The 14,302-nt window shown below is 62.8% G+C and carries 16 protein-coding genes; 1 reads left to right on the top strand and 15 read right to left on the bottom strand.

Annotated elements, in window-relative coordinates:
* Position 1: 1 nt before the first annotated feature.
* The 4 genes from AB5S05_RS14310 to AB5S05_RS14295 all read right to left on the bottom strand — a co-directional run bounded on the left by AB5S05_RS14310 (position 2) and on the right by AB5S05_RS14295 (position 3,298).
* A complete protein-coding gene (locus AB5S05_RS14310) occupies positions 2 to 601 on the bottom strand; it encodes a DUF4823 domain-containing protein (RefSeq protein WP_369288196.1) in 600 nt (199 codons plus the stop codon).
* A 76-nt stretch (positions 602 to 677) separates the two neighbouring features.
* The gene (locus tag AB5S05_RS14305; protein ID WP_369288195.1) at positions 678 to 1,574 is read right to left on the bottom strand and encodes a radical SAM protein; all 897 of its coding nucleotides are present in this window, start codon (positions 1,572 to 1,574) and stop codon (positions 678 to 680) included.
* A 26-nt stretch (positions 1,575 to 1,600) separates the two neighbouring features.
* A complete protein-coding gene (locus AB5S05_RS14300) occupies positions 1,601 to 2,569 on the bottom strand; it encodes a GTP 3',8-cyclase MoaA (RefSeq protein ID WP_369288194.1) in 969 nt (322 codons plus the stop codon).
* Between the two features lie 90 nt (positions 2,570 to 2,659).
* Complete coding sequence (locus tag AB5S05_RS14295) at positions 2,660 to 3,298, bottom strand: TetR/AcrR family transcriptional regulator (protein WP_369288193.1); 639 nt, start codon at positions 3,296 to 3,298, stop codon at positions 2,660 to 2,662.
* Positions 3,299 to 3,375: 77 nt separating this feature from the next.
* On the opposite strand from AB5S05_RS14295, the gene AB5S05_RS14290 reads away from it, so the two are divergent.
* On the top strand, positions 3,376 to 4,509 hold the full coding sequence (locus AB5S05_RS14290; protein WP_369288192.1) for an aminotransferase class V-fold PLP-dependent enzyme: 1,134 nt from the start codon (positions 3,376 to 3,378) through the stop codon (positions 4,507 to 4,509).
* A 244-nt stretch (positions 4,510 to 4,753) separates the two neighbouring features.
* Here AB5S05_RS14290 and AB5S05_RS14285 read toward each other — a convergent pair whose 3' ends face one another.
* From AB5S05_RS14285 to plsX, 11 genes are all read right to left on the bottom strand, one after another.
* Positions 4,754 to 5,536 (bottom strand): TatD family hydrolase, encoded by a 783-nt coding sequence (locus AB5S05_RS14285; protein ID WP_369288191.1) that lies wholly within the window; start codon positions 5,534 to 5,536, stop codon positions 4,754 to 4,756.
* A 43-nt stretch (positions 5,537 to 5,579) separates the two neighbouring features.
* Positions 5,580 to 5,936 carry a PilZ domain-containing protein gene (locus tag AB5S05_RS14280; RefSeq protein WP_003245164.1) on the bottom strand — a complete coding sequence of 119 codons (357 nt, stop codon included), beginning with the start codon at positions 5,934 to 5,936 and terminating at the stop codon, positions 5,580 to 5,582.
* 37 nt (positions 5,937 to 5,973) lie between these two features.
* Positions 5,974 to 6,960: a DNA polymerase III subunit delta' gene (locus AB5S05_RS14275; protein ID WP_369288190.1), complete on the bottom strand. Its 987-nt coding sequence runs from the start codon at positions 6,958 to 6,960 to the stop codon at positions 5,974 to 5,976.
* On the bottom strand, positions 6,953 to 7,585 hold the full coding sequence (gene tmk / locus AB5S05_RS14270; RefSeq protein WP_369288189.1) for a dTMP kinase: 633 nt from the start codon (positions 7,583 to 7,585) through the stop codon (positions 6,953 to 6,955). Before tmk ends, AB5S05_RS14275 begins: the two co-directional genes overlap by 8 nt.
* Positions 7,586 to 7,594: 9 nt before the next feature.
* Positions 7,595 to 8,647 (bottom strand): endolytic transglycosylase MltG, encoded by a 1,053-nt coding sequence (mltG, locus tag AB5S05_RS14265; RefSeq protein ID WP_369288188.1) that lies wholly within the window; start codon positions 8,645 to 8,647, stop codon positions 7,595 to 7,597.
* A 3-nt stretch (positions 8,648 to 8,650) separates the two neighbouring features.
* Positions 8,651 to 9,466: an aminodeoxychorismate lyase gene (pabC, locus tag AB5S05_RS14260; protein WP_369288187.1), complete on the bottom strand. Its 816-nt coding sequence runs from the start codon at positions 9,464 to 9,466 to the stop codon at positions 8,651 to 8,653.
* Positions 9,466 to 10,710 carry a beta-ketoacyl-ACP synthase II gene (gene fabF, locus AB5S05_RS14255; RefSeq protein ID WP_369288322.1) on the bottom strand — a complete coding sequence of 415 codons (1,245 nt, stop codon included), beginning with the start codon at positions 10,708 to 10,710 and terminating at the stop codon, positions 9,466 to 9,468. Before fabF ends, pabC begins: the two co-directional genes overlap by 1 nt.
* 326 nt (positions 10,711 to 11,036) lie before the next feature.
* Positions 11,037 to 11,273 carry an acyl carrier protein gene (gene acpP, locus AB5S05_RS14250; RefSeq protein WP_003245177.1) on the bottom strand — a complete coding sequence of 79 codons (237 nt, stop codon included), beginning with the start codon at positions 11,271 to 11,273 and terminating at the stop codon, positions 11,037 to 11,039.
* A gap of 198 nt (positions 11,274 to 11,471) precedes the next feature.
* On the bottom strand, positions 11,472 to 12,215 hold the full coding sequence (gene fabG / locus AB5S05_RS14245) for a 3-oxoacyl-ACP reductase FabG (protein WP_369288186.1): 744 nt from the start codon (positions 12,213 to 12,215) through the stop codon (positions 11,472 to 11,474).
* A 15-nt stretch (positions 12,216 to 12,230) separates the two neighbouring features.
* Positions 12,231 to 13,169, bottom strand: coding sequence for an ACP S-malonyltransferase (gene fabD, locus AB5S05_RS14240; protein ID WP_369288185.1), 939 nt, complete (start codon positions 13,167 to 13,169; stop codon positions 12,231 to 12,233).
* Between the two features lie 122 nt (positions 13,170 to 13,291).
* Positions 13,292 to 14,302 carry a phosphate acyltransferase PlsX gene (gene plsX, locus AB5S05_RS14235; RefSeq protein ID WP_369288184.1) on the bottom strand — a complete coding sequence of 337 codons (1,011 nt, stop codon included), beginning with the start codon at positions 14,300 to 14,302 and terminating at the stop codon, positions 13,292 to 13,294.

Genomic DNA, 14,302 nt, shown 5'->3' with positions numbered 1-14,302 from the left:
CTCAACGACCGACCCCGAGCAGGCTGCGGGCATAGTCGTGCAATGGCGGACCAATCAGATCCTCCGGCTTGGCGTCATAGAACGTCAGGAAACCGCCACGACTGCGGATTCGCGCGGTATCGACCAGGAAGCGGGTATTGGTCTCGATCAACATCAGCTGGATCACGCTGCGGTCGATGCCGAGGCGATCCAGGGCCTGCTGGTCCTCCCACTCCTCGACCCGACCGATGCGGTCATCGACAAAGGCGAAGCGGCTGTACAGCAGGTAGTGCGCGCCGGCCGCCCGGGCCTGGCCCATCGCCTCCTCCAGCCCCAGCGGAGCGCGCGCGCGGCGAACCATCGGAAAATACTCGACGAAGCCCTTGAACGCCTCCTCGGCCACCACATTCGGTCGCGGATAACCATGACCCGGCGGCACGAAGTGCCCTTGGGCAATGTAGATGAACGAGTCCTGCTGCAGACGCCGCGAAGCCATGCGCTCAGTGCTGCCGTGATCGAGAATGCCCGCATCGCGCAGGTGGTACTCGGCACCATCGGCCAGGTCGCTGACCTTCATGCAGCCCACCAGGGCCAGCGGCAGCAATAGAATCAGGCTACGCATCACTCTCCTCCCCTTGCCGGCGACATAATACCGGCGGACAGAACGGCAATGCAGGTTCCACGCCAGCTCCTGCTCACTAGAGACCGCGCTGCCATTCCTGACGCAGGCCTACCTGTTGCGGTCGCTCGATGGCTTGCCGAACTTCGGCCAGCAGGCGCTGCTTGTCACCTCCCAGGGTGCCCTTGAGCACCAGATAATTGGAGGCATGATCGCTGCGAAAGACCGTTTCGTGCAGGTCGAGCCCTTGCAACAGGCGCTCGACCTCGGCAAACAGCTGCGCCCGGCTGAGCGGTTGATAGTCGGCAAACGCCTCGCGAAAGCGCCGCTCGCCCTGGGGAAAACTGACCACCAGCGTGGAAAGAAACTCAGGCTGGGCCGCATTCATCAGGCGCGCCGAGTTGTCCGCATGCTGGTCGCTCAGGGTGGCACCGCCCAGACCATTGAGGATCATCACCGAGCGGCTGATGCCGGCCTGACCCAGCTTGTCCAGCGCGCTCAGGCTGGAGGCAAAGGTCTCGCCCTTGTTGACCCGCGCCAGAACCTCGTCATCGCCCGACTCACACCCTACATAGGCCATGCGCAAGCCGGCATCGGCCAATTCCTTGAGCTCGCCGACCGACTTCTTGCGCAGATTGCGCGGCAGGCAGTAACTGGATACCCGCTGGACCTGGGGCATATGCCGCCGAATCGCCTCGAGGATCGCCAGCAAGCGGCGCGTTGGCAACACCAGCGCATCGCCATCGGCGAGAAACACCCGCTGAACGATCAGCTGCTCGCCGGCACGGCGAATCTCCTCAAGCACCTGCTGCTCGTCGCGGGCGCGAAACCTCTTCTGCTCGGCGCTGTACATCTCGCAGAACGTGCAGTGGTTCCAGGAACAGCCATTGGTCACCGGCAGGATAAGCGAATGCGCCTCACTCGGCGGGCGAAACACCGGCTCGATATAGCTGATCGGAAACTGGGCTGCGGGCATAGGCCAGACTCGATTGATTCAGCGGCTCAGCCACCGATGATCTTCATGACGGTCACGCCACCAGAGAAGGCAACCTCTTGCTTGTCGCCCAGCGCCCTGACCAGCAGCCGCTGCAGAGCGGGCAGCGCCTGATGGCGAGGCTTGTCGAGTAGGTCGCCTACGTAGTGCCGGTTGCTCGAAGACAGACAGCCATGCAGCCAACCGGTCGACGACAAGCGCAGGCGCGAACAGGTACGGCAGAAGGGTACGCTTTCGTTGGCAATCACCCCGAAGAAACCCTGCCCGGGAATCTCGTAGCGCAGTGCCGTGGCATCCACAGGGGCATCGGCCTGAACGAAGGCATGCCGCTGGCCGATCATCGCCAGCAGCTCCGCCATGCCGACAAACTGCTGCAAAAAGCCGTTGCCATCTCGCGCCAGGTGGCCCATGCGCATCAACTCGATGAAGCGCAGCTCAAAACCTCGCTCCAGGCAGTAGTCCAGCAGCGGCAAGACCTGGTCGAGGTTCTGCCCCCGCAGCGGCACCATGTTCAGCTTGATCTTCACCCCGGCCGCCCGGGCCTCCTCCAGCCCGGCCAGCACCGCGCCCAGGTCACCGCCGCGGGCGATCGCCCGAAATGCCGTGGCATCGAGGGTATCCAGGGAGACATTGAGGCGACGAATGCCGCTGTCGAGCAATAGCGGCAACTTGCGTGAAAGCAACTGACCGTTGCTGGTCAGACTGACATCGGCCAACCCCAGCTGACTGACTTCACGGAGAAACACCTCCAGCTTCGGGCTGACCAGGGGCTCGCCCCCGGTGATGCGCAGGCGCTCGATGCCCGCCGCCTCGATCAAGTAGGCCACACCGCGCGCCATGGACTCTGCGGATAACTCATCCTGCGCGGCCACCAGGCGCTTGCCATCCGGTACGCAGTAGGTGCAGGCGTAGTTGCAGGCGGCGGTCAGACTGACTCGCAGGTTGCGAAAACGTCTGCCTTGACGATCAACGATCATGAGCGGCTCCGGCTATGGATACCTTGGAGTATATCGCCGCAGCCGCCCCCCACATATGCGTCGCATGCGCTATAAACCGGCCGAATAACGTCAACTGGCCGGGGTATCGCCGTCACGCTTGCGCTTGTTACCCATGCGCACGCCGATATCCATAAGGAACTGGAAGAAACCCTCCTGATCCTCCAGCACATTGCTCCAGAACGGCGAGTGATACAGCGCCACGGCGCCGTGCACCAGCGCCCAGGCCGCACAGTAGTGGAAGTAAGGCGGCACGTCCTCCAGCTTGCCCTCGGCTATACGCCCCTTGATCAGCTGGGTCAGGCGCTCGAAGTTGGATGCCCGGATTTTGTGCAACTGCTCGACCATTTCCGGCACCTGATTGCCCTTTACCACCTTTTCCTCGAGGCGGTCGAACAACCGATAGCGTTGCGGGTCGCGCATACGGAACTCGAAATAGGCACGCGACAGGGCTTCCTTGTCCCGATCGACATCGGCCGAGTGCAGCAGCTCGTTCAGGTCCCGCTCGTAGTCGAGCATCAAGCGCAGGTAGATCTCCGCCTTGGACTTGAAGTGCTTGTAGATGGTGCCTTTGCCGATACCGACGGCGTCCGCGATCATCTCGACGGTGACGCTGTCCTCGCCCTGTTCGAGGAACAGTTTCAGTGCGGTATCGAGAATTTCCTGTTCACGACGGCGAAACTCTCGGACCTTGCGGGGTTCTTTGTGCATATAAAATGACTAATTGGGCCGAAAACGAAGCCGGATATTATGCCTATCTAGCGGCAAATTGCACGGATCATCAGACCATGCGCAGCATTAGCGACGAGTTTCCCCAGCTTCCCGGGCTACGCTACCTCAACCACGCAGCCGTTGGCCCCTGGCCGCGCCGCAGCGCCGAGGCCGTCAGCCGCTTCGCCGAGCAGAATGCACGCAGCGGTGCGCTGCACTATGCCGACTGGCTCGAGGTCGAGAAACGCCTGCGCATCCGCCTGCAGCGTCTGCTCAACGCCCCGTCGTGCGCCGACATCGCCTTGGTCAAGAGCACCTCCGAGGCCCTGTCATTCGTCGCATTCGGCCTCGATTGGCGGCCGGGCGACCAAGTCGTGATCAGCAACGAGGAGTTCACCTCCAACCGGGTGGTCTGGGAGGCACTGGCGCCGCAGGGCGTCGAGGTCATCCAGGTCAGCCTGCAACAAAACGATCCCGAGGCTGAGCTGCTGGACGCCTGCGGGCGGCGAACGCGCCTGATGGCAATCAGCGCCGTGCAATATGCCAGCGGCCTGCGCCTGGATCTGTCGCGCCTGGGCGACGGTTGCCGCCAGCGCGGCGTGTTGCTGTGTGTCGATGCCATCCAGCAGCTCGGCGCCCTGCCCTTGGACGTGCAGGCCAGCCAGTGCGGCTTTGCCATGGCGGACGGCCACAAATGGCTACTCGGCCCCGAGGGACTGGGCGTGTTCTATTGCCGCGGCGATCTGCGCGAGCAGCTCAAGCTGCATGAATTCGGCTGGCACATGCTGGAGCACAGTGGCGACTTTGAGCGCCAGGACTGGCAGGTAGCGCGCAGCGCCAGGCGTTTCGAATGCGGCAGCCCGAACATGCTCGGCGCTACGGCACTGGAGGCCAGCCTGTCACTGCTCGAGGAGGTGGGACCGGGCGAAGTGGCCAAGGCATTGCAGGAACGCGTACAGTGGCTGCTCGATGGCCTGGCGCGAATTCCCGGTACCAGCCTGCTCAGCCCGAGCGCGCCACAGCGTCGCGCCGGGATAGTCACCTTCAGCCTGGCCGGTCGGGATCACCAGGCATTGTTTCAACAACTCAAGGCCAGTCAGGTGGTTTGTGCCCTGCGCGGAGGTGGGATTCGCTTGTCGCCGCACTTCTACAGCGAGGCCCGCGTGATCGAGGAAACGCTGCAGGTATTGCGCCTGCTGGCAGCTCGATGAGAACTCAACAGAAGCACCGGTATTCCAAATATGTTTAAAAATGAGCGGAAACAGCCTGGACGATCAGCCAACTTCGCCAATACTCAAGGTTACTGAGGTGTAGCATCTCCCCCCAAGTGCTCCCTCAGGCAAGGTACCGTGGACCGCGTACCTTGATTTACTCCTAATGGTCTTAACCCGGATTCATCCCCCAGAACCCGGGTTTTTTTTGCCTCGGGTTCAGAACCGGCGCCTCGACAGCCGCCTAAGCGACCCGCGCCAGAGGGAACAGGCGCTTGAAGTTGGCCGTAGTCTGCTCGGCCAGCCGCTCGAAATCTTCGCCCCGCAGCAACGCCAGGTACTCGGCGACCTCGCGCACGTACTCGGGAAGATTCGGCTTGCCGCGGTAGGGCACCGGCGCCAGGTAAGGCGAGTCGGTCTCCACCAGCAGGCGATCGGCAGGCACCTGACGGGCGACCTCGCGCAGCGCCTCGGCATTGCGGAAGGTGACGATCCCGGACAAGGAAATATAGAAGCCCATATCCAGCGCGGCCTTGGCCATCGGCCAATCCTCGGTGAAACAGTGCAGCACGCCTGCCTGCGGCAGCGCCGCCTCGCGCAGCAGGGCCAGGGTGTCGGCCCGCGCCTCGCGCGTATGCACGATCACCGGCTTGCCAGTGACCCGGGCCGCTTGCAGGTGCAGGCGAAACGCCTCGCGCTGCAGCGCCGCCGTTTCCGGTTCGTAGTGATAGTCCAGGCCAGTCTCGCCGATGGCCACCACTCGCGGATGATTCAGCTCGGCCAGCAACCAGTCCAGCGCCGGCGCAGCAGGGGGCTCGAGGTCGAGCGGGTGGACACCCACCGAGCAATCGACATCGGCGTAGCGCTCGGCCAGACCCTTGACCGCCCCGGCGTTCTTCGCGCTGACACCGATGCAGAGGAAGTGGCCGACGCCGCGGGCGCGCGCCGCATCCAGCGCAGCATCGAGGGAGCCGCTATAGGCGGCCAGATCGAGACGATCGAGATGACAGTGGGAATCAACCAGCATGGGTAGCAGCTACTCGGAAGGGGTTTCGGGCTCGGAGGCAGGCTTACATGGTGTGAGTCGGGCGATCCGACTTCAGCGCACCGGCCAGGTAGGTTTCGATCTTGTTGCGCGCCGTGTTGTCACCATCGTTGAACTGCACACCGACCCCTGCTGCCCGATTGCCCTGGGCGCCTTTGGGGGTGATCCACACCACCTTGCCGGCCACCGGGATCTTCTCCGGTTCATCCATCAGATTGAGCAGCATGAACACTTCATCGCCAAGCTTGTAGCTCTTGTTGGTCGGGATAAACAGCCCACCGTTCTTGATGAAGGGCATGTAAGCGGCATAGAGCACGGACTTGTCCTTGATGGTCAGGGACAAGATGCCATTACGCGGACCCAAATTAGGTGGCAGACTCATGCGGCATTCCTGATTTCATATTGCTTGATCGCCGATTCTAGCGCGGCCCGGGCAGGCTTGCCCACTGCACCAGCAGAGCTTCGAGAAGCAAGACACGATTGAGATTGGCCTTGCCGATGACTTTCTGCCGCTGCTGCAGCAACCAGTCCTGGATCTTCAGCACCTTGGGTTGCGCCGCCTTGTCGGCCAGATACTGCACCACCTTGCGCATGTCGGCCTGGCCCAGTCCTTGTTCGTCACCGGTCAACTGATAGCGCAACATCAACTGCGCCCAATCGCAGAACCAATCGAACAACAGCGGCAAGGCAACGGCATTCCAACTCTCGGCCAGCTGACTCGGTGAGATCTGCTGCTTGAGCAGCTTCTTGACCCCCTCGACCACCTGAGCGCGCTGCTCACGCACGCCCTGGGCCTGCATGCGCACGGCAGCCAGCGGCGAACCCGCGGCCAGACAGAGCAATTCGCTGTGCTCCTGCTCACTGCTCTCAGGCAGCGCCTGGGCCAGCCATGCCAGGCTCATAGCCTCGCTGGGCAAGGGACAGGCCTGCTGCACGCAGCGACTCTTGATCGTCGGTAGCAAGCGGCTGGGCTGGTGGCTGATCAGCAGCAGCACGGTATCGCCCGAGGGCTCCTCGAGGCTTTTAAGCAGGGCGTTGGCGGCGTTCAGATTCATCGCCTCGGCGGGCTCGACCAGCACCACCTTGCGCCCGGCGAGCTGCGCCGTCTGCACCACGAAGTTGACCAGCTCGCGCACCTGGTCGACCTTGATCGGCTTGTCCGCCTCTTCCGGCTCGAGGATGAAGTTGTCTGGGTGCGTGCCGGCGGCCAGCAAATGGCAGGCCTTGCAATGACCGCAGGCATCCAATCCCTGCGGTTGCTGGCACAACAGGCGCGCCATCAGTCGCTCGGCCAGCGCGCGCTTGCCGATACCTACCGGGCCATGCAGCAAATAGGCGTGGGCATGCTGCGCACGACCGGCCAGTTGCTGCCAGAGCCCGGCCTGCCAGGGATAGGCTTCAGCCACGGTACAGCTCCACGATCTCCATCAACAAGGCATCCAGATCTCGCTGCACCCGCTCGAGGGTCTGCGCCGCGTCGAGAATCCGGTAGCGCGACGGTTCGGCCCGGGCGCGGCGCAGATAGGTCTGCCGCACGGCCTCGAAGAACTGCCGGCCTTCCTGCTCGAAACGATCCAGCCGGCCACGGGCGGCGGCACGCGCCAGACCAACCTCTACCGGCAAATCGAAGACCAAGGTCAGCCCCGGGCGCAGCCCGTCCTGCACGAACTGCTCCAGCACGGCGATGCGCGCCTCGGACAAGCCACGTCCGCCCCCCTGATAGGCATAGGTAGCATCGGTGAACCTATCGCAGAGCACCACACAACCCCGCGCCAGGGCCGGACGGATCACCTGCGCCAGGTGCTGAGCCCGGGCAGCGAACACCAAGAGCAACTCGGTATCCGCCGCCATTGGCTCTTCGCTCGGCGCCAACAGCAACTCGCGCACACGTTCCGCCAGCGGTGTACCGCCGGGCTCGCGCGTGAGCACGACTTCGATCCCGCGTTCGGCCAGGCGCTCGGCGAGGTAGTCACGATTGGTGCTCTTGCCTGCACCTTCCGGACCTTCGAGGGTGATAAACAAACCGCTCACGGGCTGTCCTTAGTTGTTGGTCTGAGAGATTGGGGCGGGACTGGAGCGATACCCGGCACGGCGCTTGAGCTGGTATTCGCGCACTGCACGATTGTGTGCCTCAAGGGTATTGGAAAAGACATGGCTGCCGTCGCCACGCGCGACGAAATACAGGCTCTTGCCCGGCGCCGGATGCAGCGCCGCATGGATCGCCTCGCGCCCGACCATGGCGATCGGGGTCGGCGGCATGCCATCGATCACGTAGGTATTGTAGGGCGTCGCCTCCTGCAGGTGGGCACGCGTCAACTTGCCGTTATAGCGATCACCCAGGCCGTAGATGACCGTCGGGTCGGTCTGCAGGCGCATGCCTATGCGCAGCCGGCGCAGGAAGACTCCCGCGATGGCTCCACGCTCCTCCGGCACTCCGGTTTCCTTTTCGATCATCGAGGCCATGATCAGCGCCTCATAGGGATTCTTGTACGGCAAGCCCTCGGCACGGCCTTGCCATTCCTCCTCCAGGATCCGCTCCAGACGGGTGTATGCCTGCTCAAGCAGGTCCAGGTCGCTCATACCGCGCACGAACCTGTAGGTATCCGGGAAGAAGCGCCCTTCAGGGGCAACGCCCGGCAGCCCCAGACGCTCCATTAACTGAGCATCGCTCAGCCCCAGCGAATGAAGCTCCAGCTTGCTCTCTCGCTCGAGCGCCGCGCGGACCTGGCGAAAGCTCCAGCCCTCGACCAGGGTGACGCTGTACTGCACCACTTCACCACGGCGCCATAGCCCCAACATGTCGCGCACGCTGAGCGCCGGCGTCAGGCGGTACTCGCCACTGTGCAGGGGCTGACCACGCAAATTGAAACGCCAGTAGAGGCGCAGCCAGAAGGCATCGTGCAGCACGCCCTCGGCCTGCAGGCGGTTGAGCACTCCGCCCGGAGTGGCCCCGGCAGGCACTTCGAGCAGGTACTCCTCAGCCAGGCGCAGCGGCTGCTCCAGTGCGGAATGCTGTTGCCAGGCGGCGAAAACCACAAGCATGGCTGCCAGCAGCACCCCGCCTTCCAACAGCAACAAGAGTTTGCGAATCACGAATCAGCGGTCCAGTAGATCGAGGGCGATGGCCTGCAGTTTACGGGTGAGCACGCCAACCGGCCAGCGATGGCCCTGCAGAGCGGTCACCGGCCAGACGCCATAGAGGCTGTTGCAGAGCAGAACCTCGTCGGCCGCCAGCAGCTCATCGATACTGATATCGCGTACCTGGCAGGAAACGCCCATGGACTCGGCCTGGGCCAGCAATTCCGCACGCATCACCCCGGCCACGCCGCAGCGCGACAGGTCCGGAGTCGACAGGATGCCGTCCTTGACCAACAACAGATTGCTATAGACCCCCTCGATCACCCGCCCGGAAGTATCCAGCACCAGTCCCTCGGCATGCTCGACATCCTGCCATTCGCTGCGGGCCAAGACCTGCTCGAGGCGGTTGAGATGCTTGAGGCCGGCGAGCAGGGGTTGTTCGGCAAGACGCGTAGCACAGGGATACAGGCGTACTCCTCGCTCGGCATTGCTGGCCGGGTAGTTTGGCCTGGCGCTGCCCTGCAGGATCCTCCGCGGCACTGCGGGCTGCGGCGGCGCATAGCCGCGCACCCCATCGCCGCGGGTCACAATCAGCTTGGCCACGCCATCCCCGAGTTCGCGAGCAAACCCCAGCAGCTCCGCCCGGACCAAGGCCAGGTCCAGCGTCAGCTGCAGGCGCGCGCAGCCGTCGGCCAGGCGAGCAAGATGGCGATCGAGGAGCGTCGGCTCACCCCGACTGACGGCGATGGTCTCGAACAGGCCATCGCCGTAGGCCAGGCCTCTATCCCTGACGGACAGTGCGTCGCCTGGCTGCCCGTCGATCCAGCTTGGCATCAGCCGGCGTACCGGCGGAACACCAGCGAGCCGTTGGTTCCGCCAAACCCAAATGAATTCGACAGCACCACATCGATCGGCATGGCCTTGGCTTGGTGCGCAACGAAGTCCAGGTCGCAGCCTTCGTCCGGCTCATCCAGGTTGATGGTCGGTGGCGCCACCTGCTCGCGCAGGGCCAGCACACTGAAGATCGCCTCGACCGCGCCCGCGGCGCCCAGCAAATGACCGGTCATCGACTTGGTCGAGCTGACCGCCAGCTTGTAGGCGTGCTCACCGAACACCGACTTGATTGCCGACACTTCGGCCTTGTCGCCCGCGGACGTGGAGGTGCCGTGGGCATTGATGTACTGCACCTGCTCGGGATTCACGCCCGCATCACGCAGGGCGTTGGCCATGCAACGCGCGGCCCCGGCGCCGTCTTCGGGTGGCGACGTCATATGATAGGCGTCGCCACTCATGCCGAAACCGATCAGCTCGGCATAGATGGTCGCGCCGCGGGCCTTGGCATGCTCCAACTCCTCCAGCACCAGCGCACCGGCACCATCGGACAGCACGAAGCCGTCACGTCCCTTGTCCCATGGGCGGCTGGCCCTGGTCGGGTCATCGTTGCGCGTCGACAATGCCCGCGCCGCGGCGAAACCGCCAATCCCAAGGCCACAGGCCGCCATCTCCGCGCCACCGGCGACCATCACGTCGGCCTCGCCATAGGCGATGTTGCGCGCCGCCATACCGATACAGTGGGTGCCGGTGGTGCAAGCGGTGGCGATGGCGTAGTTCGGCCCCTGCAAGCCCAGATGGATCGACAGGAAACCGGAGATCATGTTGATGATCGAGCCAGGCACGAAGAAGGGTGAAATCCGCCGCGGCCCTTGCTCATGCAGAGAGATGCAACTGTTCTCGATATTGGTCAGGCCGCCAATGCCGGAGCCGAGCGCTACGCCGATACGCTCACGGTTGGCATCGGTGACCTCCAGGCCGCTATCGCGCATCGCCTGAAAGCTGGCAGCCAGACCATATTGAATAAACAGGTCGAGCTTGCGCGCCTCCTTGGCCGACAAGTACTGCTCGACATTGAAGCCCTTAACCGAGCCGCCAAAGCGGGTCGAATAGGCCGAGAGATCCATATGCTCGATCAGGCCTATACCGCTGCGCCCAGCCAAAATGCCCTGCCAGCTGCTCGGCACATCGTTACCCAGCGGCGACAACATGCCCATACCGGTAACCACGACGCGTCTACGCGACACAGCAATCTCCTCAAATTCGGGTTTACGATGCCTGGAATATACCTGACTGGCGCCCAAACAAAGTCGGGAACACAAGTCGTCGCACTGCATGAACAGAGCGCACGAGACTTGGCCGATGGCAAAACGCTGACGTACGCACCGAGCCACGCTCATGCGCTTGCGGCACGCTGTTTTCCAGACCTATTGACGCACCTCGGTCGCTCGGCATGCTGCCGTCTCGCAGCACCGCCCGCCAATGTGCGCTTTCCGTTGGTTGCCGGCCAAAGAAAAGCCGCACACCCGGCAAAGGGAGTGCGGCTTTTCCGAGTCGGGAACCGACGATTAACTTACTGCGCGTGCGCAGTAACGTAATCGATAGCTTCCTGAACAGTGGTGATCTTCTCAGCTTGCTCGTCCGGGATTTCGGTCTCGAATTCCTCTTCGAGAGCCATCACCAGCTCAACGGTGTCAAGAGAGTCGGCACCCAGGTCTTCAACGAAGGAAGCGCTGTTGGTGACTTCCTCTTCTTTAACACCCAGTTGCTCGGCAACGATTTTCTTGACGCGTTCTTCGATGGTGCTCATACCTTGTTTTCACTCCTATTGGACAAATCCAGGCAGCTGGTCTGCGGCCAAGTGTATAGAAAGGGTTTTTAGCATTTCAAGCTGAATGCGTGAGTTCCCCAAAAAGAACACCTCAACGACCCGCCTATAAATCGCTTGTAGCTTTGTAACGGATTTTAGACAGCATCTATGACAGCTTTTTGTTGGTGCTCGTCACATTCAGCTCATGTACATACCGCCATTCACTGGGATAGTAGCCCCTGTGACATAAGCTGCGCCATCAGAAGCGAGAAAAGCGACCACTTTTGCGATCTCTTCTGCTTGCCCCAGGCGGCCCAGCGGAATCTGTGCCAGCAGCGCATCGCGCTGCGCTTCCGGCAGTTCGCGGGTCATATCGGTATCGATAAAGCCCGGCGCCACGGCGTTGACCGTGATCCCTCGCGAACCCACCTCGCGCGCCAACGCACGACCGAAACCTTCCAGGCCGGCTTTGGCCGCCGCGTAGTTGACCTGCCCGGCATTACCCATGGCGCCCACCACCGAGCCGACATTGATGATGCGTCCGAAGCGGGCCTTGGTCATGCCGCGCAGCACGGCCTTGGTCAGGCGATACAGGCTGTTGAGGTTGGTATTGATGACATCGAACCACTCGTCATCCTTCATGCGCAGCATCAGATTGTCGCGGGTGATGCCGGCATTGTTGACCAGGATCAGCGGCTGCCCCAAATGCTGCTGAATGTGCTCGAGGGTAGAGGCTACCGACTCGTCATTGCTGACATCCAGCACCAGCCCGGCCCCCTCGATACCGTTCTCCTTCAGGGTTTCGGCAATGCGTTCAGCACCCGAAGCAGAGGTTGCCGTGCCGATGACCACAGCACCCTGGCGCCCCAGCTCCAGGGCGATCGCTTGACCGATGCCACGGCTCGCGCCGGTAACCAGAGCAACTTTACCTTGCAGGCTCATCCAATCTCTCCTCAATCAGGCCAAGGCCGCACGAGCGGCGGCGAAGGCGTCCGGGGTATCCAAATTATGGGTGTTTATGCCTTTGACGCAGCGCTTGTTCAATCCCGACAACACCTTGCCCGGACCGCACTCGACCAAGTCGGTCACACCCTGGTCAGACAGACAGATCATCGACTCGACCCAGCGCACCGGGCTATACAGCTGCGCGAGCAGGTTGCGCTTCAGACCTTCGAGATCAGCAACCACCGCCGCACTGACATTCTGCACCAGCGGGATCTGTGGCGCCTGCCAGGCAACAGCGGCAACCGCCTCGGCGAAGCGCTCGGCTGCCGGGCGCATCAGATCACAATGCGAAGGTACGCTGACCGGCAACGGCATGGCGCGCTTGGCTCCACGCGCCTTGCACGCCTCTACCGCACGGGCCACCGCCGCGGCGCCGCCGGCAATCACCACCTGACCGGGCGCATTGAAGTTCACCGCACTGACCACTTCGCCCTGCGCCGCCTCGGCACAGGCCGCCAACACGTCGGCATCCTCAAGCCCGAGTATCGCCGCCATGCCGCCCTGCCCTGCCGGCACGGCCTGTTGCATCAGCTGGCCACGCAACTCGACCAGCTTCACCGCCTCGGCGAATGGCAGGCTGCCAGCAGCCACCAGGGCCGAGTATTCACCCAGGCTATGCCCGGCAACGAACGCAGGAAGCGCACCGCCCTCAGAACGCCACAGTCGCCAGAGCGCTGTAGAGGCGGTCAGGATCGCTGGCTGGGTTCTGTCGGTCTGATTCAGCTGCTCTTCCGGCCCCTGCTGGGTCAGGGCCCAGAGATCGTAGCCCAGCACCTCGGAGGCCTCGGCAAAAGTATCGAGCACCAGCTGCTGTTGTGCACCATGCTCGGCCAGCATGGCCAGCGACTGCGAGCCCTGACCGGGGAAGACGAATGCGAGGGATGCAGACATATAAACGGGTCCCTATTGATCTGATCGTCGTAAAAATTCACGCCAGGCATAGCCAAGCGCAATTAGCTGACAGTTGGATGACCGACCACTCTCTGCGGTCACATACCCGATGATCCGACGCCCTAGAGCAACAGATCCTCAAGCCGACCATACAGACGTTGTGGCAGATTCTCCTCAATCTCGATCAGCGCCCGACGAATAGCGCTCTTGAAATCCTCGACCCCGGCAGCGCCGTGACTCTTGACCACAACCCCCTGCAGGCCGAGAAAACTCGCACCATTGTGCTGCGCCGGAGCGAGGTCGGCACGCAGCCGACGCAACAGGGGCAGCGCCAGCAAGCCGACCATGCGCGCCGCCAGACTACTGCTGAACAAGGCCTCGATACGCGCCGAGATCATGCTTGCCAATCCCTCACTGGATTTGAGCACGATATTGCCAACGAAGCCGTCACACACCACCACATCGGCGTCCCCGCGATAAAGGCCATCGCCCTCGATAAAACCGATGTAATTCAAGCCACGAGCCCGGCGCAGCAAGCTGGCAGCCAGCTTGACCTGCTGATTGCCCTTGACCTCTTCGGTACCGACATTCAGCAAGGCCACGCGCGGCCGACTCACACCCAAAGCCTGAGCTGCAACCGCCCCCATCACGGCGAACTGGTAGAGCTGCTCAGCACTGCAATCGACATTGGCGCCCAAGTCCAACAGGTGGCAGCAGCCCGCCCGAGTCGGCACCGCCGTGATCATCGCCGGGCGATCGATGCCCGGCAGTGTTTTCAGCACGAAGCGCGACAACGCCATCAGGGCGCCGGTATTACCAGCACTGACGCATGCCTGCACCCGGCCACTGTGCAGCAACTCCAGGGCAACCCGCATGGAGGAGTCCGGCTTGCCTCGTAGCGCCTTAGCCGGAAGCTCATCCATGGCGACCACCTCACCGGCATGCTCGACGCGCAGACGTGCGCGATCGACAGTCGGCGACTGAGCAATCAGATCTTCTATGAGGGGGGCTTGGCCGACTAGGACCAGGTGCAACGAAGGGTGCTCGGCAAGAGCGGCGATACTCGCCCTGACAATGCAGTGGGGACCGAAGTCCCCACCCATTGCGTCAATCGCGATGATCGGAGCGGACAA

This window comes from Pseudomonas zhanjiangensis (genome assembly GCF_041027545.1).
GTDB lineage: Bacteria > Pseudomonadota > Gammaproteobacteria > Pseudomonadales > Pseudomonadaceae > Aquipseudomonas > Aquipseudomonas zhanjiangensis.
Note: the sequence above shows the minus strand (reverse complement) of the source record. Positions and strands in the feature narration are given on the sequence as shown.

What these genes read in the sequence shown, in the direction of transcription:
- AB5S05_RS14305 (WP_369288195.1), bottom strand. Translation starts at nt 1,574, where the DNA reads ATGCCCGCAGCCCAGTTTCCGATCAGCTATATCGAGCCGGTGTTTCGC.
- AB5S05_RS14300 (WP_369288194.1), bottom strand. Translation starts at nt 2,569, where the DNA reads ATGATCGTTGATCGTCAAGGCAGACGTTTTCGCAACCTGCGAGTCAGT.
- AB5S05_RS14280 (WP_003245164.1), bottom strand. Translation starts at nt 5,936, where the DNA reads ATGAGTCTGCCACCTAATTTGGGTCCGCGTAATGGCATCTTGTCCCTG.
- AB5S05_RS14310 (WP_369288196.1), bottom strand. Translation starts at nt 601, where the DNA reads ATGCGTAGCCTGATTCTATTGCTGCCGCTGGCCCTGGTGGGCTGCATG.
- AB5S05_RS14285 (WP_369288191.1), bottom strand. Translation starts at nt 5,536, where the DNA reads ATGCTGGTTGATTCCCACTGTCATCTCGATCGTCTCGATCTGGCCGCC.
- fabD (WP_369288185.1), bottom strand. Translation starts at nt 13,169, where the DNA reads ATGTCTGCATCCCTCGCATTCGTCTTCCCCGGTCAGGGCTCGCAGTCG.
- fabG (WP_369288186.1), bottom strand. Translation starts at nt 12,215, where the DNA reads ATGAGCCTGCAAGGTAAAGTTGCTCTGGTTACCGGCGCGAGCCGTGGC.
- acpP (WP_003245177.1), bottom strand. Translation starts at nt 11,273, where the DNA reads ATGAGCACCATCGAAGAACGCGTCAAGAAAATCGTTGCCGAGCAACTG.
- AB5S05_RS14295 (WP_369288193.1), bottom strand. Translation starts at nt 3,298, where the DNA reads ATGCACAAAGAACCCCGCAAGGTCCGAGAGTTTCGCCGTCGTGAACAG.
- AB5S05_RS14290 (WP_369288192.1), top strand. Translation starts at nt 3,376, where the DNA reads ATGCGCAGCATTAGCGACGAGTTTCCCCAGCTTCCCGGGCTACGCTAC.
- pabC (WP_369288187.1), bottom strand. Translation starts at nt 9,466, where the DNA reads ATGCCAAGCTGGATCGACGGGCAGCCAGGCGACGCACTGTCCGTCAGG.